The 22,380-nt window shown below is 62.6% G+C and carries 22 protein-coding genes, 1 pseudogene and 1 riboswitch; of the genes and pseudogenes, 6 read left to right on the top strand and 17 right to left on the bottom strand.

Annotated elements, in window-relative coordinates; genetic code table 11:
* Positions 1-132: 132 nt before the first annotated feature.
* Complete coding sequence (locus NKH19_RS30290) at positions 133-564, top strand: siderophore-interacting protein (protein WP_352873456.1); 432 nt, start codon at positions 133-135, stop codon at positions 562-564.
* A 74-nt stretch (positions 565-638) separates the two neighbouring features.
* Here the strand turns inward: NKH19_RS30290 and NKH19_RS30285 are convergent, their stop codons facing one another.
* From NKH19_RS30285 to NKH19_RS30240, 10 genes are all read right to left on the bottom strand, one after another.
* On the bottom strand, positions 639-1,058 hold the full coding sequence (locus tag NKH19_RS30285; RefSeq protein ID WP_352873457.1) for an aconitase X swivel domain-containing protein: 420 nt from the start codon (positions 1,056-1,058) through the stop codon (positions 639-641).
* On the bottom strand, positions 1,055-2,305 hold the full coding sequence (locus NKH19_RS30280; protein ID WP_352873458.1) for an aconitase X: 1,251 nt from the start codon (positions 2,303-2,305) through the stop codon (positions 1,055-1,057). The genes NKH19_RS30285 and NKH19_RS30280 overlap by 4 nt, the downstream gene beginning before the upstream one ends.
* Before the next feature lie 71 nt (positions 2,306-2,376).
* Positions 2,377-3,444: an ABC transporter ATP-binding protein gene (locus tag NKH19_RS30275; RefSeq protein ID WP_352873459.1), complete on the bottom strand. Its 1,068-nt coding sequence runs from the start codon at positions 3,442-3,444 to the stop codon at positions 2,377-2,379.
* Complete coding sequence (locus NKH19_RS30270; RefSeq protein WP_352873460.1) at positions 3,444-4,235, bottom strand: ABC transporter permease; 792 nt, start codon at positions 4,233-4,235, stop codon at positions 3,444-3,446. Before NKH19_RS30270 ends, NKH19_RS30275 begins: the two co-directional genes overlap by 1 nt.
* On the bottom strand, positions 4,232-5,095 hold the full coding sequence (locus NKH19_RS30265; RefSeq protein WP_352873461.1) for an ABC transporter permease: 864 nt from the start codon (positions 5,093-5,095) through the stop codon (positions 4,232-4,234). Before NKH19_RS30265 ends, NKH19_RS30270 begins: the two co-directional genes overlap by 4 nt.
* 67 nt (positions 5,096-5,162) lie before the next feature.
* On the bottom strand, positions 5,163-6,224 hold the full coding sequence (locus NKH19_RS30260) for an ABC transporter substrate-binding protein (protein ID WP_352873462.1): 1,062 nt from the start codon (positions 6,222-6,224) through the stop codon (positions 5,163-5,165).
* A gap of 53 nt (positions 6,225-6,277) precedes the next feature.
* A complete protein-coding gene (locus NKH19_RS30255) occupies positions 6,278-7,249 on the bottom strand; it encodes a PfkB family carbohydrate kinase (RefSeq protein ID WP_352873464.1) in 972 nt (323 codons plus the stop codon).
* Positions 7,246-8,286 carry an ADP-ribosylglycohydrolase family protein gene (locus tag NKH19_RS30250; RefSeq protein ID WP_352873465.1) on the bottom strand — a complete coding sequence of 347 codons (1,041 nt, stop codon included), beginning with the start codon at positions 8,284-8,286 and terminating at the stop codon, positions 7,246-7,248. The genes NKH19_RS30255 and NKH19_RS30250 overlap by 4 nt, the downstream gene beginning before the upstream one ends.
* Positions 8,287-8,289: 3 nt before the next feature.
* Positions 8,290-9,015, bottom strand: coding sequence for a GntR family transcriptional regulator (locus NKH19_RS30245; RefSeq protein WP_352873466.1), 726 nt, complete (start codon positions 9,013-9,015; stop codon positions 8,290-8,292).
* 233 nt (positions 9,016-9,248) lie between these two features.
* A complete protein-coding gene (locus tag NKH19_RS30240; protein WP_352873467.1) occupies positions 9,249-9,518 on the bottom strand; it encodes a DUF982 domain-containing protein in 270 nt (89 codons plus the stop codon).
* A gap of 74 nt (positions 9,519-9,592) precedes the next feature.
* Between NKH19_RS30240 and NKH19_RS30235 the strand changes: the two genes are divergently transcribed.
* Positions 9,593-9,850 (top strand): hypothetical protein, encoded by a 258-nt coding sequence (locus NKH19_RS30235; RefSeq protein WP_352873468.1) that lies wholly within the window; start codon positions 9,593-9,595, stop codon positions 9,848-9,850.
* Positions 9,851-10,083: 233 nt separating this feature from the next.
* Here NKH19_RS30235 and NKH19_RS30230 read toward each other — a convergent pair whose 3' ends face one another.
* Both NKH19_RS30230 and NKH19_RS30225 read right to left on the bottom strand, forming a co-directional pair.
* Positions 10,084-10,248 (bottom strand): DUF3309 family protein, encoded by a 165-nt coding sequence (locus NKH19_RS30230; protein WP_352873469.1) that lies wholly within the window; start codon positions 10,246-10,248, stop codon positions 10,084-10,086.
* A gap of 270 nt (positions 10,249-10,518) precedes the next feature.
* On the bottom strand, positions 10,519-11,154 hold the full coding sequence (locus NKH19_RS30225; RefSeq protein ID WP_502911074.1) for a methyltransferase family protein: 636 nt from the start codon (positions 11,152-11,154) through the stop codon (positions 10,519-10,521).
* Between the two features lie 328 nt (positions 11,155-11,482).
* Here NKH19_RS30225 and NKH19_RS30220 point away from each other — a divergent pair, with 328 nt between their 5' ends.
* Together NKH19_RS30220 and NKH19_RS30215 are read left to right on the top strand one after the other, a co-directional pair.
* On the top strand, positions 11,483-15,694 hold the full coding sequence (locus tag NKH19_RS30220; protein WP_352873471.1) for a tetratricopeptide repeat protein: 4,212 nt from the start codon (positions 11,483-11,485) through the stop codon (positions 15,692-15,694).
* A 49-nt stretch (positions 15,695-15,743) separates the two neighbouring features.
* Positions 15,744-16,499, top strand: a complete 756-nt coding sequence (locus NKH19_RS30215) for a hypothetical protein (protein ID WP_352873473.1) — start codon at positions 15,744-15,746, stop codon at positions 16,497-16,499.
* On the opposite strand, the gene NKH19_RS30210 is transcribed toward NKH19_RS30215, so the two are convergent.
* The gene (locus tag NKH19_RS30210) at positions 16,496-16,738 is read right to left on the bottom strand and encodes a hypothetical protein (protein WP_352873474.1); all 243 of its coding nucleotides are present in this window, start codon (positions 16,736-16,738) and stop codon (positions 16,496-16,498) included. The genes NKH19_RS30215 and NKH19_RS30210 overlap by 4 nt on opposite strands.
* Positions 16,739-16,785: 47 nt before the next feature.
* Positions 16,786-17,187: pseudogene (locus NKH19_RS30205) on the bottom strand (YkoF family thiamine/hydroxymethylpyrimidine-binding protein); the annotation flags it as partial.
* A riboswitch (TPP riboswitch) is annotated at positions 17,178-17,290 on the bottom strand. (Overlaps the previous pseudogene by 10 nt.)
* A 218-nt stretch (positions 17,291-17,508) precedes the next feature.
* Between NKH19_RS30205 and NKH19_RS30200 the strand changes: the two are divergent.
* On the top strand, positions 17,509-17,844 hold the full coding sequence (locus NKH19_RS30200; RefSeq protein WP_352873476.1) for a hypothetical protein: 336 nt from the start codon (positions 17,509-17,511) through the stop codon (positions 17,842-17,844).
* A 128-nt stretch (positions 17,845-17,972) separates the two neighbouring features.
* On the opposite strand, the gene NKH19_RS30195 is transcribed toward NKH19_RS30200, so the two are convergent.
* Complete coding sequence (locus NKH19_RS30195) at positions 17,973-18,893, bottom strand: LysR family transcriptional regulator (protein ID WP_352873477.1); 921 nt, start codon at positions 18,891-18,893, stop codon at positions 17,973-17,975.
* 145 nt (positions 18,894-19,038) lie between these two features.
* Here NKH19_RS30195 and NKH19_RS30190 point away from each other — a divergent pair, with 145 nt between their 5' ends.
* Complete coding sequence (locus NKH19_RS30190) at positions 19,039-19,776, top strand: SDR family oxidoreductase (RefSeq protein ID WP_352873478.1); 738 nt, start codon at positions 19,039-19,041, stop codon at positions 19,774-19,776.
* Between the two features lie 195 nt (positions 19,777-19,971).
* Here the strand turns inward: NKH19_RS30190 and msrA are convergent, their stop codons facing one another.
* Positions 19,972-20,490 carry a peptide-methionine (S)-S-oxide reductase MsrA gene (gene msrA / locus NKH19_RS30185; protein WP_352873479.1) on the bottom strand — a complete coding sequence of 173 codons (519 nt, stop codon included), beginning with the start codon at positions 20,488-20,490 and terminating at the stop codon, positions 19,972-19,974.
* A gap of 132 nt (positions 20,491-20,622) precedes the next feature.
* Positions 20,623-22,167 (bottom strand): glycosyltransferase family 39 protein, encoded by a 1,545-nt coding sequence (locus tag NKH19_RS30180; protein WP_352873481.1) that lies wholly within the window; start codon positions 22,165-22,167, stop codon positions 20,623-20,625.
* Positions 22,168-22,380: the final 213 nt, after the last annotated feature.

Here is a 22,380-nt window from a genome sequence, read left to right as displayed (position 1 = left end):
ATTCTTCTACCTCCTTTTTCAACTTTTATGCTATGTTGGGCTGCTTTTTTTTTTTATAATATCCTGTGCGATTTCCTCTTCATTCCGGGTGTTAGTGTGGGCGCCGGGTGGGTTTTGCTGGGGGCCCCCGGCATGAGGGTCGGCATCATGGGACCGGTCGGCCGCCCGGTGCGGCAAGCAGAATGGTATGTCATGGGCGCCGACGAAACCGGCCTGCCGGCGCTGGCGCGGCTGCTGGAGACGCTGCCGGCCGAGACCAAAGGCATCGCCTTTGTCGAGATCGCCGATGACGGTGAACGGCAGACGATCGACAATACAACCGGCATCGAGTTGCGTTGGCTGACACGGGACGGCGTGCCGGCCGGCGAGGACAGACTGCTGGCAGAGGCCGTCCGCTCGGTGGCGTGGCCGCAGGGCGGCTCGGCCTTCGGCTGGTTCGCGGCGGAAGCGGCGGCCGCCAAGATCGTGCGCGAATATTGGCGCGATACGCTGGGGCTCGGCCGCGATCAAACGCTGGCCGCGGCCTACTGGCGGCGCGGCTCGGCGGGATTGATGGCTGGCTGAGGGCTGAAGCAAATTTCGATGGCAGCGGACCTAAGAATCGCTGGCGCCGCCCCTTGGCCAGCGAGCACTGGTCCCTAGCCTTTGCGAATGACCGCCGCGCCATCCTCGCCAACACAGATCGCGATCCGATCGCCGGAAACAATGCCCATAGCATCGCACACCACCAGCGGCATGCGGATCTCGTAGAGAAATTCGGCAACGATCGCGCCGACCGCCAGGATCGGGTCCGGCCGCTCCAGAAGAATCCCGATAGGCGCGGTGCCCCTGCGGATCGTCTCGGCCAGGACCGAGGATGAGGACGACGAGCCACGCCCGCTCGGCATGACCAGGATCTTGCCGGCGACATTCTGGCCAAGGCCGGGATGCGAATGGTCCGTTATGTCGCCGGTTTCGGCATCGATGCCGCCCCAGAAGCTGAGCGGTTGCGAAAACACCAGCGCTTGGCCCTGAGCCTCCCCAGCCAGCTGAAAGGTGCCGGTTCGTTCTATCGTCATGAGGCGCTCCGCACGACATGCCCGGCCGCAGCCGAACGGATACAGTCCTTCATCTCGGCGAAAGCGACGGACACGCCGATATTGCCGGGCGCGTAATGCGCCCATTTGCCGGAATTGGTCATCACCACGCCGTCGAGGCGCTTGAGGATCGAGGTGACATAGGTGCAGGTGTCGGCAACCGGGATCAGGCCGAACGCCTCCATGCCAGCCAACGCCCCCTCCGCCTGCAGTCGCGTCAGGGTCGCCCGGCCGGTATTGACATAGATCGGGATGCGCCTGCCCGGCGCGACCTCGCGCAGCATCGGCAGCAGCCGCATCCATTCCTCATGCGAAAAATGCGGCGTACCGAGCGAAACGGCCGCCAGCGGCGCGCCTTCGGGCACGCTCGACAGCCTGGCCAGAGCGTGGTCGATATCGGTGCGGGTGATGCGTATCGTCTCGTCAGGCGCATGGCCCTGGAACGCCTCAACCAGCGTCCGCGCTTCCGGTGTGATGCCGACAGCATGGAACAGCGCCACCGCGCCGGTCGTTGCCGCCGCCGCCCCCAGCGCCTTCAACTGGTCCTCGTCGCGTGGCCGCGGCAGGCCGGCAATCACCGGAATGCGGTCGCCGCTCGCTTGCCCGATCACCAGCCCGATGCCGACGAACAGGCTGTCGCTCGGCTCCAGGTCGGCAATGGCCAGCTCGAACAGGAGCCGGCCGCGCCGGTTCTCGCTCAGATGCAGGCCCCAGGCCGGCGCGCGTCCGGTCATGGCGCAGCACAAATCGATGAAATCGCCATAGCGGTTGGTGCGCGCGCCGATCACCGAATTGGCAAAGACGATGGCATTGGATTCGCCCCAGGCGATCTGCTGGCCGAAGTCTGGCCGGAACCGCGTTTGATAAGGCGCGCAGGTGAAGGTCGCCTCGCAGCCAAGCTCCAGATGCGCCTTCATCAGCCGCCTCGCCGGCACCTCTACCGCCGCCGGCATTTTCACCATGCCGGGATGGATGAGGTCGAACGAGCCGACATTCAATGTCGTCGGCACCTGGACTCGGCCGCCGCCGTCGACCAGCCGCTCGACGAAATCGAGGCCGGCCTTGCCATGGTAGAGACAGCCATCGATATGTGCGCCGGCAATGTCGAGCAGACTGCCTGCCCCGACGGCCTTGGAAAAGGCGATCAGTATCTTCATCGCGGCGGCCGCGGAAGGGCCCTGCTCGCCGTCGAGCATGGATCGGTCCCGCGCACTCAGTTCCAAGGTCATCGGTATGCTCCGGGCTGTGCCGTCTATGCTGTCCCTGATTGCGAACAGTCTGGCAAGAGCCGGTGTGAGCATCAGCCCGGCGCGATCAGCACCGTGCTCTCCGGCGACCAGTGCAGCACCACATCCTGACCTTCCGCCAGCCGTTCCATGCCGGTGTTCTGCACGATCACCTTCAGCGTCTGGCCGGCACGCTCGACGAAGTAGGTGCTGTTGTTGCCGGCAAAGATGCGCTTGGAAATCTGTCCCTTGAGCGTGTTCGAATTGGCCGCATCAGGCGTCCCAGCCTCCGTCGCGATGCGGATGCGTTCGGGCCGCACGGCACAGCTCGCCTTGGCGCCGGCGGCAAGCGTCGCGCCCGCGCCGGCGGCAATCGCCGTGCCGTCCGGCAGCCGGATGCCGTTGCCCGTCGAGTCACCACGAAAGATGTTGGCGTCGCCTAGGAAGGTGGCGGCGAACTCGCTCTTCGGCCGATCGTAAATCTCCTCCGGTGGCCCTTCCTGCACCAGCCTGCCGTCGCGCAGGATGCCGATGCGGTCGCTCATCGTCAGCGCTTCTTCCTGGTCGTGAGTGACGAAGATGGTGGTGATGCCGATCTCGCGCTGGATGCGCTTGAGCTCGATCTGCATATCGACACGCAGCGCCTTGTCGAGCGCGCCGAGCGGCTCGTCGAGCAAGAGCACGCGCGGCTTGGTGACGATGGCACGGGCGAGCGCTACGCGCTGGCGCTGCCCCCCAGAGAGTTGGTGCGGCCGGCGGCCACCGAGCTTGCCGAGTTGCACCAGATCGAGCGCGCGCTGCACCTCGGTAGCGATGGTCGCCTTGGCCTCGCCGCGCACCGACAGGCCGAAGGCAACATTGTCGGCGACGCTCATATTGGGAAACAGCGCATAGTTCTGGAACACCATGCCGATGCGACGTTTTTCGACCGGCACCCGCTCGACGCTCTCGCCGCCGATGGTGATGCGGCCTGAATCGGGGAAATCGAAGCCGGCAATCTGCCGGAGCAGCGTAGTCTTGCCGCTGCCCGATGGCCCAAGCAGAGCATAGAAACCGCCATCGGCGAAATCGATGGAGACGTCGTCCAGCGCCTTGTGCGCGCCGAAGCTGCGCGAGACGTTCGATACCTGCACGCCGGCCATTATTTTTCTCCGCCGAATTTGAAGAACCTTGCCGTCAGCAGCATCAGCGCCATCGACACGACGATGATGATCGTCGAGACCGCATTGATCTCGGGCGTGAAACCCTTGCGGATCGCGGCGTAGATTTCGACCGGCAGTGTCGTCTGCCCCGGCGTCGCCAGGAAATAGGACACCACGAACTGGTCGAACGAGACGGCGAACGCAAACAGTCCGCCGGCAATGACGCCAGGCATGATCCACGGCAGCGTCACGCGCCGCGTCACCTGCCACTGGTTGGCGCCGAGCGATCGCGCGGCCTCTTCCAGCTCCGGCGCGAAGGTCTGCAGCCGGGCCGAAACGACGACGATGACATAGGGCAGCGCCAATGCGACATGGCCGAGAAGGATCGCGTGCAGGCCGCGGCCGATGCCGACGCCGAAGAAGAAGATCAGCATCGCCGTGCCGGTGATGAGCCACGGTATGGCGATCGGCGGAAACAAAAGCGCCTGCAGGAATTTCTTGCCGTGAAACTCATAGCGATAGAGCGCCAGCGACGCCGCCGAGCCGAGCACCGTGCAGATGACGGTAGCGATGACGGCGATTTCGACACTGTTCCAGGTGGCGGCGATCAGCTGGTCGTTTTGCCACAGCGACGCGTACCATTCGGTCGTCCATTCGAACGGCAATTGGTAGAAGGGCGAGACGTTGAACGACATCAGCGCCATGATGATGATCGGTAGATAGAGGAAGGCAAGCAGCAGCCAGATGTAGAGGCGGCCGAACCATTCGAGGATGCGGGTGGTGGCCGTCACGCGGCCCTCCTCAGCACCGGTGAGGCCACCGCCAGGATGACCAGCACCACCGCCAGCAGGATGAAGGAGAGCGCGGCACCCAGCGGCCAGTTGAACACGGCGACGAACTGGTCCTCGATGACCGTGCCGTAGAAGGTGCCGGTACGACCGCCAAGGATGCGCGGTTCCATGAACGAACCGACGACCGGCACGAAGATCAGTGCCGCACCCGCCACCAGCCCCGGCATCGACAGCGGGATGATCACCCGCTTCAAGACCTGCAGCCGCGAGGCGCCAAGCGAGCGTCCGGCCTCGATCAGCGAGTCGTCGATGGCCTGCAGGGTGAGATAGCAGGTCAGCACCATATAGGGCACGTAGGAATGCACCAGCCCGATGATGACGGCCGGATAGGAATACATCAGGTCGATGTTGATCTTGAACGGCAGCACGGCGTTGAGTGCGGTGTCGAGGATGCCGCCCTCGCGCAGCACCATCGCCCAGGAGAAGATGCGCACCAGCCCGTTCGACCAGAACGGCAGGATGACGAGCAGGAAGATGGCCTCACGGCTGCGCCCTCTCAGCACCTTGGCCAGCACATAGGCCGCAGGGTAGCCGATGATGACGCACCACAACGTCACCTCGAGACCGAGGCGCAGCGAGGCCAGCAGCAGTGTCAGATAAAGGCTTTGCGAAAAGAAGGCGGCATAGTTGCCAAGGGTGAAGGCCCACGGTTTTTCCGACAGCGGCAGCTCGGTCATGAACGAGAAGAAGACCATGGCCGAGAGTGGTAGGAAGATCGCCACCGTCAGCCAGAGATAAGCCGGCGCCAGCAGCGGCAATGCCGATCTCAGCCCGCTGCGCGACGCTGTTGCAGCTGCCATGACAGCCTCCTCCGCAGGATTCGTAGAACCAGCCGGCGCGAACCGCCGGCTGGCCCGGATGTCGGCTTTATTTCACGTCGACCTTAAGCTGCTGCCACAGCGCCAGATAGGCCTCCCGCTGTGCGTCGGTGATCGGCGCCTGGAACTGGATGCGCTTGGCCACTTCGGGATCACCCATCACCTTGCGGTTGAAGGCATCCTCGGGCAGCGCTCCCACCGCCTTGGTGTTGGCTGACACCGGCGCACCGACCTTGGTGACCCATTCGACGTAGAATTTGGGGTCGATCATGTAGTTGATGAAGGCCTCGGCCCCGGCGACGTTCTTGGCGCCGACCGGGATCGAAAACGCGTCCAGCCAGGCGACGGCGCCTTCCTGCGGCACGACCAGCGAAACCGGCAGCTTGAAATGCGTCTTGGCGCGATCGGCCGAGCCGCTCCAATAGGTGCCGATGTCGATCTGGTTGGAGGCGACCATCTGGTTCCAGTCGTTCTCCGAACTCCAGAAGGTCTTGATCTGCGGCATCAGCGAGGTGAGCTTCGCCTTGACCGCATCCATATCCTTGATGTCATTGATGTTCTGGCCGGTGGCGATGGCGCCGAACTGGACCGCCTCGACGGCGTCGTCGCGAATGACGACGCGGCCCTTGTGCGCGACATCCCACATCTCGGCGATGCTCGTCGGCGGCTTGTCGAAGGATTTTTCGTTGATGGCGAGCGCCGTCAGGCCCCACACCCACGGCACGCCATAGACCTTGCCATCATGGACGAGCATCGGCGATCCCGCCTTGTCCTTGCTGATGTCGGCATAGTTCGGCAACTTGGAGACGTCGATGGGCTGGATCAGTTTCCCGGCCATCGCCTGGTCGTTGAAGGCGGCATTGATCATGACCACGTCGTAGAGCCCGGGATTGGTCCGGATCTTGGTCAGCATTTCCTGTTCGGAATTGAAGAAGTCGTTGACGACCTTGTTGCCGGTCGCCTTTTCGAAAGCCTCTACGGCCCACGGCTCGTCGGTGCCGTAACCCTTCCAGTTGAGCACATGCACTTCGTCGGCCTTGGCGGCGAAGGCGAGCGCGGAGGTAAAGACGGCGGTCGCCGTCACAAGAGCAGTCAAGTCAGGCATGCGCATGTTGGTTCCTCTCTGTGTTTGCCCGCTTCCCGGGCTTGTCAGGCTTCCGGCAATTATGCATTGGCCTTCTGTGTCCGGCCTGCGCCCGATGGATCGGCGGCATGGCTCAGGAATGTCTGGATTTCGTGATCGGTCGGCGCTGACGAGCCGCCGTGGCGAGTGACCGAAATCGCCGCCGCCGCATTGGCATAGCGCGCCGCCTCGAAGGGCGGGATACCGCGCGCCAGCGCGCTGACGAAAGCCCCGATATGGGTGTCGCCGGCGCCATTGGTATCGATGGCGGTGACCGTATAGCCGGCAATGGTCCGCGCTGACCCGTCGACCAACCTGATATGGCAGCCCTTTGCGCCGGCGCGGATGACCACGCCGGCAGCCTGCGGACAATGGTCGTCCAGAAGCCGCGCCGCGACGGCCTCGACATCGCCCGGCCCGGCAATCTCGGCCGCCTCCGTCGTGTTGCAGCTCAGCCATGTCGTGCGGGCAAGCACGCGCGACAGGATCGGCCGCGGAATGTCCGAGATGACCGGCGTCGGGTCGAAGGCGAAAGGTGTTTCAGCAGGCAACGCCTCGATCCAGTCGGTGAGCGCGTCGCGGCTTGCGGGGTAGCTCAGCGTGTAGCCGGAGGTGAACACCCAATCATCAGGCGCGACCATCACCGGCGCCATCATGTCGAGGCTGAGCACGCTTTCCGCACCTGGCCACGACACGAAGGTGCGTTCGGCGTCGCTCGAGATCATGGCGACGCAATTGCCGCTGTCCATCAGGGGCGATGGCGGCGTCAGTGTCTCGATGCCCTCCGCGGCGAAAGCGGCGCGCAGGAAGTCGCCGTTCGGCCCGCTGCCGAGCTGGCCGCCGAAAACCACCTTCGTCCCGGTGCGGCTGGCCGCGACCATCATGTTGAAGCCACCGCCGGCAACCTGGGCGAAGCTCGACGCCGTCTTTTCCATACCGGGCGCCGGCAAGGCGTCGATGCGGTAGACATAATCGACCACGGCACTACCGACATGGACGAGACGCCCGGTCATGCCGCCGCGTCCTTGCCGGAACCGGTTTTCGCCACTCGTGCCGTCACGAGGTCGGCCGCAAGCGCGCGAACCTCTGACATGTCGATGCCCTTCAGCCGCGCGATATGCTGCTGCGGCAGGCGCGAGAAACCGGTGCAGGCGCCGGCCATGCCGGCGGCGATGGCGCCGATCGTGTCGGTGTCGCCACCGAGATTGGCGCTGATGATGGCTGCCTGCCATGGATCGCCATCGGCAACTTCCAGCACGGCGAAGGCCGCCGGAACGGATTCCTGGCTGGCGACGCCGGTGCCGACCAAATCGGTGATCAGCCGGATCGCATCCCTGATCGCCTTGCCGCGCACGATGTCCTGTGCCCAGACGATACGCGTGGCGATGTCACCGCCGGTGATCCAATGGCCGAGCGTCGCCCCTCGCCTCGCCGCCGCGACGGCGCTGGCGGAAGCATCGCGCCAGCCGCCGCCGGCGACGCCGCGGCTGACAGCGGCGGCAACGGCAGCGGCGGAAGCGATAGCTATCGAGGTGTTGTGCGTTGCCCGGCAGGTCTCAGCCACCTTGGCAACGAACGTCTCCAATGGTTCGGTTGGCATCATGATGCCAACCGGCGCGACGCGCATGGCCGCACCGTTGGTGTCGCCGCTGCGTCCCGCTTCCTCGGCCGGCACGCCATTGTTGATGGCGTCGATGGCGCGTTTGGTCGATGGTCCCAAAAGGTCATAGCTGCCGCGCGCCTTGACCTCGCGTTCCCAGTCGAGCAGCGCATTGACCCAGCGCGCGTGATCGAAGCGGTCGCCGGATTCGACGAGAATGCGGCCGAGCAGCAGCGCCTGTTCGGTGTCGTCGGTGATGGTGCCGGCAGCCAGTCCCTTCGACACCGGATGATCGGCGAAAGGCGCGATGAAATCCTCGACATGACCATAGAGTTCGGCAATGCGGGCTGGCGACAAAAGCTGCGTCGGCATGCCGAGCGCGTCTCCAAGCGCCCCGCCAACAAGCGCGCCCATGGCGCGATCGAGCGGGTCCTTGGCTTTGTCCGGCATCGCTCAGAACCTCATATGCAGCGCGAAATGCGCGGGGTTGAGCAGGCTGGTGACATATTCGATCGGCCGGTCGTCGACGGCGCGTGTCAACCGGCGGCCGCGCAGGAACGGTGTGCCTTGCGGGCAGCCGAGGATGGCGGCGTCCTCGGCGTTGAGCATCTCGATCTCGACCCATTCCTCGCCGTGGTCGGGAATGAGGCCGGCGGCGCGCAGCGTCTGGTGCAGCGAGCCCTCGCGCAATCCGCGCAACGGCACGTCCTCAAGCTCGGATGACAATGGCAGCCGGCTGCGCTCGATGGAGATCGCATGGCCGTCGCTGGCGCTGGTGCGCACCCGATCGACGGCGATGAAGAACGGGCTTTCGATACCAAGCAGCGCGGCCAGATCGGTGTCCTCGATGACCTCCAGCCGCAGCGTCCGGGTCTCGGCATTGGCTCCGGCATTGGCCAGTGCCCGCGACCAGCCGATGGCGTCATCGACCGGCTTGCCGTCGAAGGTGACGAACGAGCCGATGCCGACCTTGGTGGTGATCAGCCCGCGGCTGGACAGTTCCTCGAGGCCCTTGCGGACCGTATTGCGGCTGACGGAGAAGCGTTGGACAAGCTCGTTCTCGCTTTGCAGGCGGTCGCCGAAGCCGAGAACGCCAGAGCGGATTTCATGTTCGAGAACGGTGGCGATCTGCTCGGGCTTGCCCGTGCCGGGAGACAGTTGAACCGCGCGCCTCTTCATATGGGGTACCTGTTCAGTGAACCTGTATAACCCTGTTCAATACAGAGACACGGATGCCCTGTCAACGGATGCCTGAGGCAAGCCAAACGGGGCAGAAAATTTCGGAATGCCAGCAGGGCGCACCGACAGGCCGGCCAAATATGGGTCTGGAAAAGCCGACCACCGATCGCTGAAAAGATCGCGATCAATCAAGATGATAAAGGCGAGTCTTGATTCAATTTTGGCCGCACGCGCTACGGCATCGACACTTCACGAGGCTCAACGAGGATATCCGCCTCGATCGCGGCGTTGATGAATGCCGCCCGTGCCGCCGAGGCTTCTTTCTTTCCCTCGAGTACGGCCAGGCAGACTTTGCGGGCAACCATATGCCTTTGCCCCGTCGCAACCGGCCAGCGGTTCATCAGGATGTCGGCAGCCTGAGCGACCCGCTCCACATTGAAGATCGAGTTTCGCGATCGGCCGAGCGCAATCCTGACCGGCTCATCGAAACGCTGGTCTTGCACTACCCCACCTCCCGGAATCGAACGTGCCGACCCAATTCCCTGTATTGTGATAGGTTCCGGAGGAAAGGTGCAAGATGTCCGATTCCAGTGGCCAGAAAAATCCCAGGCTGATCGTCGTGGTTGCGTTCGATCGCGGCGAGGATGGCGAATTATTTCCATCCTTTGGACCCGCCGACCAGCAGAGCGAGGATCGCGCCATACGCACCGCCAGGGCATTGGCTGCAAAGCATGCCGGTGTCATCGCCTGGAGCCGCGAGGCCGACCCGACACTGGGCGAATACGGCCCGCCGAACACCCTCTTCGTCAGCGGCGACGTACCTGACATGGAGTAATCTATTGGTTCCGGGACCAAGCGCAACGGTGGGACCCAAGCCCAGTCACCATCAGGCAAAAGCCCGCCGCGGTGAAACCGGGCGGGCCTTGGAGGAGGACAAGGGGTGGAACCCTCTCCTCTTCTTTTCCACAGGGGGTGTGGACCGCGATCACCATACGAGGGTTTTGTCGAATGCCGCATCACAATGCGGTGCGCGGCCCCCCGGTGCGGTCACGGGATTGCGATCACCGGCTAAATGCGCCCGAGGACGACAAGGAGGATGACAATCAACAGCACAAGCCCCAGCCCGCCGCCGCCATAGTAGCCAGTTCCGTAAAACGGACCGCCGCCGAGGCCGCTGAAGCCGCCAAGTAGCGCCAGGATAAGAATGACGATAAGTATGGTCCCGAGGCCCATGGATCTCGCTCCTCTCTGCGCTTGGCGTGCCGGTTCCGGCGTCAAGCTTTGGCGATATTGCCCAGAGATGAACGGTTTGAACGCCTTTGCGTTCCGCCCAAGGTCGAGGTTGGATTGCCCAGGAACAATCAGCACCGCACACACGGAAAGCCCGCCAGGGCTGCGGGCTTTTCGTCCGCCGGAGGCCGCCGACGGTCAATTTGCAGGCCGGCGGGCCGGCCACGTGAAAAAGCTGCCGGCGTGAATGCAGGCCGAACGGCGTCCCTGGTGTCAGACGATCCAGTAAAACAGCCTGTAGTGGACGCGCTTCATGTAGTCCCGGTACTCCGGCGCGGCGGCCAGCAGCGCCTCTTCGCGCAAGATGCGATGCACCTGGAAGAAGGTGATCACGGCGTAGACGGCAAGATTGTAGATGGAAAAGGCCGATAGCAGGAACAGGACATGACCGATGAGGTAGCCGGCATAGATCGGGTGCCTCACCAGACGGTAGGCACCGCCGGTCATCACACCGCGATTGCCCGGCAGAATGGCAAACGAACGCCCCAGCGATATCTTTCCCCAGATCACGAACCCCAACGCCAAGGCTTGCAGCGGCGCGGCGGCATAGACCGGGATGATGGCTGCCCCAGGCTCCAGGTCGATGAAGCCGACACCGAAGCTGGCGATCACGGAGACAACCACCGTGAGCGGGTTCCAGTCGCGAACCTGCGGTCGCCGCGACAGAAGCAGCCAGGTAAAAGTCAGGACCTCGGAAATCGCCACCAGCGCAACGTTGAGGCGGGTTGGATCGAGCATGAGGTGATACACGCCGCGGTAGACGAACATCCCCGCGAAAGCCAGCGCGCAGATCCGAAAGAAACCTTCCCGCAAATCGACCAGGATTTCGTGCTTTCGGACCGCGGACAATATCCTGTGGTCATTGATGTGCGAAAGGGTTTCGCTTTTTGATATGAGCAAGGCAAGCACCCCAATGATCCATCAGGGCAACCTTTGCATGCAACCATTGCCGGGCGGTTAATCAACAAGATCAGATCGGCATTAAACGGGATATGACGCCACCGGGGATGCAGCGCGGAACGCCTTTGCCGCTCGCAAGAAGTTCGGCCATCACCATGGCAGCACGCAGGTCCGATCCATCCCGCTCTGCAATTTATGCTTGCATTTTTGGAACAAATAAAGAACAATGTGCAGAACACCGCTTAAGCGGACAAAGGTGTTCGGGGGGACCAGCGAAATGGCGCGTTGGAAAGGTGTGGGGCTGGCTGCCGCCGTAAGCGGATTATCCGCGCTGACGAAAAAAGCCCTTCCATGGGTGCGCTGGTCGTTGGTAAGCCTTGTCGTCCTCCTTGTCCAGAACACGTCCGCACACGCCGCCGGCAAGGACTACGCCGTATGCTTCAGCGACCGCGAGATCGGTGCCGACCAGCTCATTGCCGCCTGCGCACCGATTGCCGACGACAAGACCGAACCGTCGCGGAACCGTGTTATCGCCTATTTCCATCGCGGCCTCGCCTGGGACGACAAGCATGATTACGACCGGTCGATCGCCGACTACAGCGAGGCGATCATGCTCGATGCTAGAGAGGCCTCAGTCTACTTCAACCGCGGGGCTGCCTGGTACAACAAGGGGGAAAACGACCGCGCTATCGCTGATTTCAATGTCACCATCAGCCTCGAGTCCGGCTCCGGCGATGCCTACTACAGCCGTGGCCTGGCCTTCTTTCGCAAAGGCAAGACCGACGCGGCCATTATCGACTTCGAGCAGGCGCTCACTGTCGATCCGCAAAACCACAATGCGCGCAACAGTCTCGGCGCCACATGGCAACGCAAGGGCGACCACGACAGGGCTATCGCCGAATATGACGAGGCGATCCGCCTCGATCCACAAGACGTCACAGTGTATGTCAACAGAGGCATCGCCCACGCTTCCAAGGGCCATTACGACCTTGCGATAGCTGATTTCGACCATGCCGTCAGCCTCGATCCGGAAAGCGTCGACGCCTATGCCAATCGAAGCGCTGCCTGGATTGGCAAGAGCGACTGGCCGCGCGCACTTGCCGATGCCAATCGGGCGATTGAGCTCGCCCCCGACAGCGCGGACGGCTACTACAACAGAGCCGTCGCCTGGACGAATACAGGCGACAATGATCGCGCCATAGCTGATTTCGACAAGGTGATTGACGTCAACGCGAAGGACGCCGCCGCCTATTTCGGCCGCGCGCTCGCGTTGACCCGCAAAGGCGATCGTGACCGCGCGGCCACCGACTGCCGAAAAGCCATGGAACTCGACCCAAAAAGGTCCGGCGCCTGCAACGAGCAGGTGACAGGCGGTGAAGCTCCGTCTGCGGAAGCACCGATGGCCGCTCCACAGCAGGACAATTCAGCAGCTATCGCCTGGAATCTGCAGCGGGGGTTGGACCAGCAGATTCAAGGCTATGTCGGAGGAGCGATAGACTCGTTCAGCTTTGTAGTCGGGCTCGATCCCCACAATGCCGAAGCCTATTATGATCGCGCCTTGGCCAAGGCGTCTGTAGGAGACTATGTGGATGCTGCTGCCGACTGTAGACAAGCAATCAAGCTCGATCCGAAGCGGACAGGTACCTGCAACGAACAGGTCGCAGACGACAGGGTCCAGCCAGTCGAACCCGCTGCAACGGAAAAGATCGGAGATCCCGGCGCCGCCAAAATCCTGATCGAGCGCGGCATGGTGCGGCTGTCTAAGTATGGCATCGAGGGCGCCATTCTCGATTTCGACAGCGCCATCAGCCTCGATCCGAACAATGCCGATGCCTATTTCAGCCGCGGTCGCGCCAAGACACTGAAGGGAGATCTGGCCGGAGCGGCGGCGGATTGCCGGCACGCCATCGACCTCGACCCTGATAGGACGGGAAGCTGTCGCGAACATGATGCGAACGTCGAAGGCAAGCCGCCCGCAATTGCGGATGCGCCAAAGGCCCAAGCCGCCGTTCCCGACATGGCGGCCACGGAAGACACGCTGGCAGCAAAGGCCCTGGAGTCTACAGACCGGCGCGCGCTGGAAGCGATCCTGGGCGGCGATGCCTTCCTGGACATGGGCAAATACGACCAGGCGATTGGCGCATATGGCAAGGCGATCGCGCTCGATCCGAACAACCGGTTTGCCTATTTCGGCCGCGGCAAGGCCTGGGCCGCCAAGCGCGATTACGAGCAGGCGATCGCCGACTTCGACAATGTCATCCACCTCGCCCCCAATATGGCGTCGGCGCATGCTCGCCGCGGCCTCGCCAAGGTCACCTCAGGCGATACCGATGGCGCTCTTGCCGACTGCGACCGGGCTTCAACACTCGATCCAAAGGTGCGCGACGCTTACTTCTGCAAAGGCATGGCCTTGCACGCCAAGGGCGACCCGGCGCGCGCGATCGCTGCCTATTCGGTAGCCATCGAGATCGATCCGAAGGACGACGCCAGCTACTATGGGCGCGGCATGGCGCGGGCCGACAGGAAGGACTATGACGAGGCCATCGCCGACTTCGGCCACGCAATCAAGCTCGACCCCGACAATGCGGACTACCTCGTCAGCCGTAAGGCGGCGTTGGCGGCGCTGGGACAGGACGACGCGGTTGGCACCAAACCTGCCACTCCGCGGGACGCCGGCAATAGCACCAAGTCCGGCGGCAAGCGTTCCGCCGTCAGGATGGCGGAACTCATCCAGGCGACAGACCCGCGCGTTCTGGTCGAGGTACAGCAAGGCGACAGCCTGTCGAACTCGGGTAAGTATGATCAGGCAATCGGCGCGTATGGCAAGGCGATCTCGCTCGACCCCGACAGCCCCCTCGCCTATTTTGGCCGTGGCAATGCCTGGTCCGCCAAGCGAGTGTATGACCGGGCGATTACCGACTATGATCAGGTGATCCGGCTCGTACCGGACCTGCTCTCTGCCCATGTTCGCCGGGGCATGGCCAAGGCCACGTCCGAGGATGCCGAAGGTGCTCTTCTCGATTGCGGCCGGGCCGCCATGGTCGATCCGAAGCTGCTGGATGCCTATTTCTGCATAGGCATGGCCTGGCACGTCAAGGGCGACGCCGGGCAAGCGATCACAGCCTACTCGGCGGCGATCGAAATCGATCCGAAGGATGCTCCCAGCTATTATGGACGTGGCATAGAAAGGGCCGACAGCAAGGACTACAGCGGCGCCATTGCCGACTTCGACCAGGCGATAGAACTCAATCCGGGCAACCGCGATTACGCGGTCGCCCGCAAGGCGGCGGTGACTGCGTTAAAGAAAGGGGCCGCCGCGCCGGATGCCGTCGGCTCTGATCCCAAGAACCTCAAGGCTTTCATGGATCGCGGCGATGCGTTCTACACGAAGCGCAAATACGATCGCGCGATTGCCGAGTACAGCCGCGCGATCGCGCTCGATCCAAGAAAGGCGGCCGCCTATGTCGGGCGAGGACTGTCGCGCGCCGAGAAGGGCGACTACGATGGTGCCATCGATGACTACGGCAAGGTGATCGAACTCTATCCGGCCTATTTCGACGCTTACCTCGGCCGCGCCATCGCCTTGGGCAAGAAGAACGAACTGGATCGCGCCATCGCCGACTACAACCGCGCGGTCGAAATCGAACCTGGCTACGCACCTGCCTATTTCGGGCGCGGCAGCACCTGGTTCGCCAAGGGCGACTACGATCAGGCCATCGCCGACTACGACCAAGCGCTCAAGCTCGACCCAAAGCTGGCCATCGCTCGCAAAGGCCGCAAGGTGGCAGTGGCGGCGAAAGCGAACGCCTCAAAGACATCAGACGAAGCCGCTGGCCAGGCTAGTGATGAGGCGATCGAGCCAAGTAGCGGTTCGCCAGCCGCGCAGGCGTTCAGCAAGGGCTGGACGCTGCACGAGAGGGACGACTATGACGGCGCCTTAGCGCTTTACGACAAGGCGATCGCGCTCTTTCCGGCGTTCCATGATGCCTATCTGGCCCGAGCGATGGTCTGGGAGGCCAAGAGCGACTACGCTCATGCCGTCGCCGATTACAGTCAGGCAATCACGCTCAATCCGAATTTTGCCGATACTTACTACGACCGTGGTCAGAACCGCGGTTTCCAAAGAGATTACGATGGGGCGCTTGCTGACTACGGAAAAGCCATCAGTCTCAATACCAAGGACGCAAGGGTTTACGCCGATCGGGGCCTCATCTTGATGGGCAGGCATGAGGACGTCGCAGCGTTGCGTGATTTCGAAAAGGCCCTCAGCCTCGATCGCAAGAACCCCTTTGCCTATTTGGGCCGGGGCGTCATTCGGATCAGCAAGGCGGATTATGACGGGGCCATCGCCGATTTGAGCCAGACGATAAAGCTCAAACCGGATTTCGCCGCCGCCTACAAAGTGCGGAGCAGAGCATGGGACGCCAAGGGCAACCACAAGCGCGCCGAGACCGACCGCAAGAAAGCGCTGAGCCTCGGGGCGAAATAGAGACAAGGTTCGGGAGGGCTGCCAGATGTCGCGTTGGAGGGCTTTGAGCGTGGCGGCGGTCGCCGCTTTGTCCTTCGTTGCAGTGAAGGTGTTGCCCTGGGTGGTCGGCTTTGCCGGCGGTAAATATCTCTACCAGACGGTGGCGGGTTCGCCCGATCCACAAACGCTGACCACAGCTCAGGTAAGGGAACAGATTGAGAGCCAGGGAAGCCAAATCTTCAAGGCAATCAAGCAGGAGTTTCCAGACGACTACGACGCCGTCGTGGAAAAGATCACGGCCGTGGCCAGACTTGGAAATGTCGATCAGATGCGAAATACGAGCAGGATGGCTGTCGCCGATCTCAGGCGAAGATACGCACCCCTGCTGTCCTCGGCTCCGGATGGCAAAGCCGCCGAAGCGCTGCGTGCACAATCGGATATGCTCAACCATGTCATGGCGCGGGAAACCGCCGCCGTCTGCAACAACTACCTACGTGAAGGGCCGGGCGCACTCAGCGCGCCGGACCAGGATTTCCTGATCGACATGGACAAGGTCGGCGCCACCCTGTTTCATGCCTTCGGTGCAGCGAAGGATGGCGGTCTGCCGGCCGCCGCTGCTAGCGACGGAGACTGGTCGCTGCTGGCCGACGCTTTCATCAATGCTGGCGGCACTCCCGCCGAGATGACTGCCATTGCCAATGTCAGCCGGGACTTCGAAGGTCTCTGCCCGGCCGTGGCAAAACTCTACGCAGCCGCCCTGTCGCTGCAGGGTGAATCCGGACGACACATCAAAACCACTCTGCTCTATGAGATCGTCCGGAATTAGTCGGATCTGCTGATCTGTGTGTCTGACGTAGAGCTGCCGCACTTCGTGAGCTTCTTTGATTGGCCAGCCATTTCCTCGAAGTTCGACGCGAAGAGATAGCCGCCGATCGCGTCCATCTTGGCCGGTTCCATCGTCCCGATGGCGCCGCTTTGGCTGCGCAGATAATGGCCGTCGACCAGCATCTTCAGTGAAGCCTCGATCAGTGCCGGATTAAGCGTATCCTTGTTGGCGGCGACCAATAGGGCTGCCCGCCTCCTCGGGATGATCAACAGCGAACTGATAGCCGCGCCGCGTCGCCTCCGCGCAATTTCGCGCAGAAATGCTGGAGCGCTCATAGACGCCCGACTGCTTGAGAAAATCGATGCAGCCGTAGATCTCGTCCATATGGTCGTCGGTGCCCATCACGTAGAGCGAGAACTGCGCTGCCGCCGGCGCCGCGCACCGCCGCGATGCCGCATCCCTGCGCGGGCCGAGTGGCCCGACAGGTCCGCCAAGCGCATCGGAGCGGCAGATCGGATCATCCGGCTCGCCCGGACAGCCGCGCGAAATGGCAGCCGACAGCACGCGAGTTTGCCGCTGCGCGCCGCCACCACGAAGAGGTCGCGCACAGCGCGCCCAGCGCGCCAAGGATGACGCCGACGAAATCGTCGACCATGGGATATAGGGAAATCTGTGCGCCTGAAAACATCGCCCGCCTCGCTCCGCTGGTATTACCCAGATCAGCTTTTAGGGTCTGCGGGCTTGCCGCCCCGTCTCAGCCCCGACCGTACGGAGCACCCCCGTGGATGCGCGGGTTAATGCACCAATCAAACTGAAGTGAAAGCCATTTTTTCAGCGCGTTGCGCCAAAAAAGCATTGCGCCAGGCCTGGTTCTTGGGTCGAAGCTGCCGATGCTGCTGGAGCGGAATTTTGTCGGGAACCTTCGCTGCCGCGACCTGTTGTCCCCACAGTCGCAATGCGATCACCTTCGTAGAAACAAGCGACGAGTTCACAGAAATGGAGACAAACCATGTTCATGAAAATCATCGCAGCTTCGGCTCTTACCGTCGGTCTGGCCATGTCAGCCATGGCGCAAAGCGCCGGTAGCAACAACGCAAATGGCGATGGCAGCGGCAGCGGGAAGTCGGTGACTGTGGAGCCGAACACCCCGGCTTCGCCGAATACGGTCAGCCCTGGTACTGTCGACCCCGGCATAACCAACAGCACGACCGGCATGCCCGGCGAAATGAATTCGAACGCAGATCGAAATTGCCCGGCCGGCCCGCAGGGCGCGCAGCCTGACGCTACCCACACGTCGCCGGGCACCTCTGCGCCGACGGTCAATGACAACCATTGCGGTAAGTAGGCCATTGCTGGCCACCGAAGAAGCCGCGAGCGCATGCTCCGCGGCTTCTTTGGGCGTCAGCGGAACCGGGCACTCCTAAACAAGGCCAAGCTGGCATTATCGACCTGTTCAAGCGGCGCGGCGCGCCGTCAGCCACCCGGCAGCGTTTGGCGTCCGGCATGTGCATGCCGCAGAAAATCGACGAAGGCGCGCACGGCCGGCGGCGTATGGCGCTGCTTCTGATAGCAGAGGAACCAGCCGGAAAAGGTCGCACACCACTCATCCATCAGCGACACCAGTTTGCCGGCATCGATCAGCGGACGTACCAGCTCTTCCGCCCAGAATGCGATGCCGACGCCCTGCACCGCGGCGGCAATCGCCATGTCGCGGCTAGAGACGATCAGCGGACCGTTGACCGCGACCGAAAACCATTGGCCATCCCTGGCGAATTCCCATCTGTAGGGGCCGGCACTGCCCGGCCGGCACCAGTTGATGCAGCGGTGTTGGTGCAAATCCGCGGGTGCCGACGGCGATCCGTGACGGGCGACGTACTCCGGCGAGGCCACGGCGAGTTGGCGCTGGGTGCCGCCGAGCGCTACGGCGACCATGTCGGCTTCAAGAAATTCACCAAGTCTGGCGCTGACATCATAGCCGGCCTCGACACTATCAATGGCGGCATCGTCGATCGTCACATCGAGCACGATGTCGGGCCAAGCCTGGTGAAAACGGCCGAGCACCGGCTCGAGATAGGTGGTGGCGGCAACACTGGGCATATGGACGCGCAAGATGCCGGCTGGCATGCCACGCAAGGCTATGGCATCGCCGACCGCCGCCTCCATCTCGGCCATGGCCGGCGCGAAGCGCGCGTGTAGGCGCGCGCCGGCTTCGGTCAGCGAGAGGCTACGGGTTGTGCGGTTGAGCAGGCGCAAGCCAAGCCGCGCTTCGAGCTGGCGGATCGTCTGGCTGAGCGTCGATGCGGAAATCCGGAGATCTTCCGCGGCGCGAGCAAAACTGCCATGCGCGACGACAGTGGCAAAGGCCTTCAGCTCCGCATAGTCGCTACCCCGCATTATTTCGGATTCTCCAATGAGTATGATCGAATTCTATCGCATTTTCCGCAGGGCGTCTGTTGCCTAGTTTGAGGACATATCTCGAATGATGCCGATCATCGGCATCGAGCGCATCTGAACTTCTCTTTGAGCAGGAGCAACCAACATGCGGAAACTCAATGGAAAAATCTCCCTGGTGGCTGGCGCCTCCTCGGGCATTGGCGCGGCAACAGCATTTGCTCTGGCGGCGCAAGGCGCGGTCGTCGTGATCGCGGCGCGACGTCGGCAACGGCTCGATGATTTGGCCAAGCGCATCCGTGATGCCGGCGGCGAGGTGCTGGCCATCGAGGCCGACATCACCGACGAGGCGCAAGCAACCGCCATGGTCGGTCGCGTGCTGGAGAGCTACGGCCGATTGGATATGCTGTTCAATGTCGCCGGCGTCGGCGTCGCCGCCCCTTTCCAGAACACCACCACGAGTGAATACCGGGCAATGGTCGATATCAACATTCTGGGTTTGCTCTATACGGTCAACGCAGCGCTTCCGGCGATGAAACGGCAGGGATCAGGCCATATCGTCATCGTCTCGTCGGGCACCGGCCGCTACATCCATCCTTCAGTCGTCTATTCCGGCACCAAGCACGCGGCCAGCGCCATGGCGGAATCGCTGCGCCGCGAAATCGGCAAGGATGGCATTCGCGTCACGGTGATCGAGCCAGGCGCGGTCAGGACCGAATTCACCGCCAACATGCGCGACGATGTTCGGCTGGCGGTCGAGCAAAGGTTGGGCGACATGGAACAGTTGGAGAGCGAGGACATCTCCGCCGCCATGCTCTACGCGGTGTCGCAGCCGCCAAGGGTCAACGTCAACATCCTGACGCTCTACCCAACGCAGCAGGCATGAAAAACCCGCGGCCTGTTCCTAGCCGCGCTTGATTGCCACGTGGCGTATTAAGATGGCGCCAGTCTTTGATATTCGGCGCTCGACGACTGGCACCGAGGCGACAAGGCGCACTGACCGAAAGAGCTTTGGCTGCGATGAAGCCGCTCGACGACCTCGTCGAGCGGCAATGCATGGCAGAATCGCCGGTTGTGAAGCCTACGAAACGGCCTTTTCGCGAACCGGCAGCTTCCAGCCCGGCCTGACGAAGTGGCAGGTGTAGCCGTTGGGATATTTCTCCAGATAGTCCTGATGCTCAGGCTCGGCTTCCCAGAAGGGACCGACCGGCGCCACTTCGGTGACGACCTTGCCCGGCCACAGGCCCGAGGCATCGACATCGGCGATAGTGTCCTCGGCGACGCGCTTCTGTTCGTCGCTGGTGTAATAGATCGCCGAGCGGTAACTCAGCCCGACATCGTTGCCCTGCCGGTTGCGGGTCGTCGGATCATGGATCTGGAAAAAGCGCTCCAGCAGTGTGCGATAGCTGATGATGGCCGGATCGAAATTGATCTCGATGGCTTCGGCATGGTTGCCATGATTGCGGTAGGTGGCGTTGGGCACATCGCCGCCGCTGTAGCCGACACGCGTGGAGATGACGCCGGGATAGCGCCGTATCAAATCCTGCATGCCCCAGAAACAGCCGCCGGCAAGGACTGCGCGTTCGGTCGAAGTCGCCATATCACGTCTCCTCAAAAGCAATTCCGGGCAAAGCGTGTAGCGATTTTCCGTCTGGAATTGCGCAAAAGCAAGTTGGATCTCTCCATAAATGGGCATTGTCTTTTGCTTCGTCCAGCGGACCGCCGACCTGCTTCAGTTGCTCGTTCGGGCGAGGCTGTCGATCGCATTCGGCAATTGCGGCGCGCCGGGCGGTATGGCGGCAAAGCTGACCGCCATAGGCGCCGCTCTGAGCGACCAGTCGAAAAGAACGGTTTTGACCGGGACGTTGCCCAGCCACGCCTGCAGATAGGGTGGCTCGTCGCGCCCAGGCCAGACCAGCAGTATGCCGTGGTCGCGCAGCCGCTCCCTGGTGATCCAGGGGGCGTACCGCATGTTCAGGTCGGTGAAGATCGACGGCTTGTCATAGGCATTGAGGCCCGCCAGCAACGCGATAAGGGTATGGCCGCCGACGATGTCGAGCCGACCTGGCGCGGCCGCGTGCCAGACGGCCTCGGCCTCATCCGATATCTGCCGCGCCGGCCAGCAGACGGCGTCCATGCGTCCACGCAAATTGCATTTCGTCCAGCGGATCCCCGCATAAGCACCAGATATGCCGATAATGCAGACGAACGCGCAAATCGCCAGCTTTCGCATCTCGACGGTGCCGAGGCGGTGGCCCAGCAAGGCAAGCGCCACAACGCCAGCAAGATTGTACATCGGCGCGCCCCAGGCCTCGCCTGCACCGGTGAACAGGGACGCCACCATGACGAGGAGCGCCGGGGCAAGCCCCATCCACAAGAGATAGACGAGGATACCACGCCCAACGGGCTCTTGCGGCGCCGCCGAGCGCCGCAGCAGCCCTGATATCGCGAGCACCAGAACAAAGCCGCAGAGCCCAGCCATCTGGACGCCGATATAGTAAAAGCGGGAACGATGGGCCAGCACCCACTGATCGCGCCAGGCGGCATAGGTCAGCGGCAGGAAATCGACGCGGTTGATTTCGACGGCCAGCGGCGCGGCGACAGCGACGAAAACCACAAGGCCAAGCCATGGCCAAGGCGTGGCGAGCCGACTGCGTGCCCGCGGGTCGGACAACAGCCAGATCGCGCCGAACAGCAACAGCAGGCCGGTGGAAAACTTGGCGTAGAGCCCGAGGCCCGATACGAGTCCGAGCGCAAGCCACCAGCCCGGCCCACCACCACGCCCTGCACGCCACAACAGCCAGCAGATAGCGGCCCAGAAGGGCATCTGCGCGTAGTCATGATTGAACTGCGGGGTCGGCCAGCCGAAGAAATAGAGAGACGGCATCAAAAGCACGGCAGCCAGCGCGCGCTTCTGCCCTATCAGGTCACGGGCCAGCAGATAGACCAGGACGAAAGTCGCCGAGATCATCAGCTGGGCCACGAAATATTGCGGCCAGCGGAACGATCCGGTCAGAAGATGGCTGGTCTCGAGCAGCCATGCGGGAAGCTGTGGATGCTTGTAGGTCAACAGCACCCATTCGCGGCCCCACATGAAGCCTTCGACAACATCGTTGGGCGGTGAGACGTTGACAAGTGCGGGCATCACCGTCCAGCACAATATCTGCATCAGGCACAAAATCGCCAGCAAATACAAGGGATGACGGACTAGACTCGACAAAAGCGATGGAGAATCGACGCCGGCGGCAGGCAATCCCGCCGGCTCCCAGTTGTCCATGGATCCATCTATCCCCGCCATGCGGCGCTTAAATCACATAGTCCGGTTTGACGAACAGCCCGAACATCGAAGCTTACGAAAAAGTATAGCTTTGTGCCGTTGCAGCATCAAGATCGAGCAGGAGTATCCAGGGCGATCGGGTGAGTTAACGCGTGACAAGGGGTTTAGGAGCTGAATCTGTCGAGAGCATCTGATTCTTTGAAGGATGCTTTG

The sequence above is a fragment of the Mesorhizobium sp. M1338 genome (genome assembly GCF_040318045.1).
In the GTDB taxonomy this organism is placed as follows: Bacteria; Pseudomonadota; Alphaproteobacteria; order Rhizobiales; family Rhizobiaceae; genus Mesorhizobium.
This window is presented reverse-complemented; position numbering and strand designations above follow the sequence as displayed.

Coding starts and splice junctions, on each gene's coding strand:
- NKH19_RS30280 (WP_352873458.1), bottom strand. CDS start 2,305: ATGACCTTGGAACTGAGTGCGCGGGACCGATCCATGCTCGACGGCGAG.
- NKH19_RS30265 (WP_352873461.1), bottom strand. CDS start 5,095: ATGGCAGCTGCAACAGCGTCGCGCAGCGGGCTGAGATCGGCATTGCCG.
- NKH19_RS30195 (WP_352873477.1), bottom strand. CDS start 18,893: ATGCGGGGTAGCGACTATGCGGAGCTGAAGGCCTTTGCCACTGTCGTC.
- NKH19_RS30230 (WP_352873469.1), bottom strand. CDS start 10,248: ATGGGCCTCGGGACCATACTTATCGTCATTCTTATCCTGGCGCTACTT.
- NKH19_RS30220 (WP_352873471.1), top strand. CDS start 11,483: ATGGCGCGTTGGAAAGGTGTGGGGCTGGCTGCCGCCGTAAGCGGATTA.
- NKH19_RS30200 (WP_352873476.1), top strand. CDS start 17,509: ATGTTCATGAAAATCATCGCAGCTTCGGCTCTTACCGTCGGTCTGGCC.
- NKH19_RS30235 (WP_352873468.1), top strand. CDS start 9,593: ATGTCCGATTCCAGTGGCCAGAAAAATCCCAGGCTGATCGTCGTGGTT.
- NKH19_RS30290 (WP_352873456.1), top strand. CDS start 133: ATGAGGGTCGGCATCATGGGACCGGTCGGCCGCCCGGTGCGGCAAGCA.
- NKH19_RS30255 (WP_352873464.1), bottom strand. CDS start 7,249: ATGACCGGGCGTCTCGTCCATGTCGGTAGTGCCGTGGTCGATTATGTC.
- NKH19_RS30180 (WP_352873481.1), bottom strand. CDS start 22,167: ATGGACAACTGGGAGCCGGCGGGATTGCCTGCCGCCGGCGTCGATTCT.
- NKH19_RS30275 (WP_352873459.1), bottom strand. CDS start 3,444: ATGGCCGGCGTGCAGGTATCGAACGTCTCGCGCAGCTTCGGCGCGCAC.
- msrA (WP_352873479.1), bottom strand. CDS start 20,490: ATGGCGACTTCGACCGAACGCGCAGTCCTTGCCGGCGGCTGTTTCTGG.
- NKH19_RS30285 (WP_352873457.1), bottom strand. CDS start 1,058: ATGACGATAGAACGAACCGGCACCTTTCAGCTGGCTGGGGAGGCTCAG.
- NKH19_RS30190 (WP_352873478.1), top strand. CDS start 19,039: ATGCGGAAACTCAATGGAAAAATCTCCCTGGTGGCTGGCGCCTCCTCG.
- NKH19_RS30250 (WP_352873465.1), bottom strand. CDS start 8,286: ATGCCGGACAAAGCCAAGGACCCGCTCGATCGCGCCATGGGCGCGCTT.
- NKH19_RS30245 (WP_352873466.1), bottom strand. CDS start 9,015: ATGAAGAGGCGCGCGGTTCAACTGTCTCCCGGCACGGGCAAGCCCGAG.
- NKH19_RS30260 (WP_352873462.1), bottom strand. CDS start 6,224: ATGCGCATGCCTGACTTGACTGCTCTTGTGACGGCGACCGCCGTCTTT.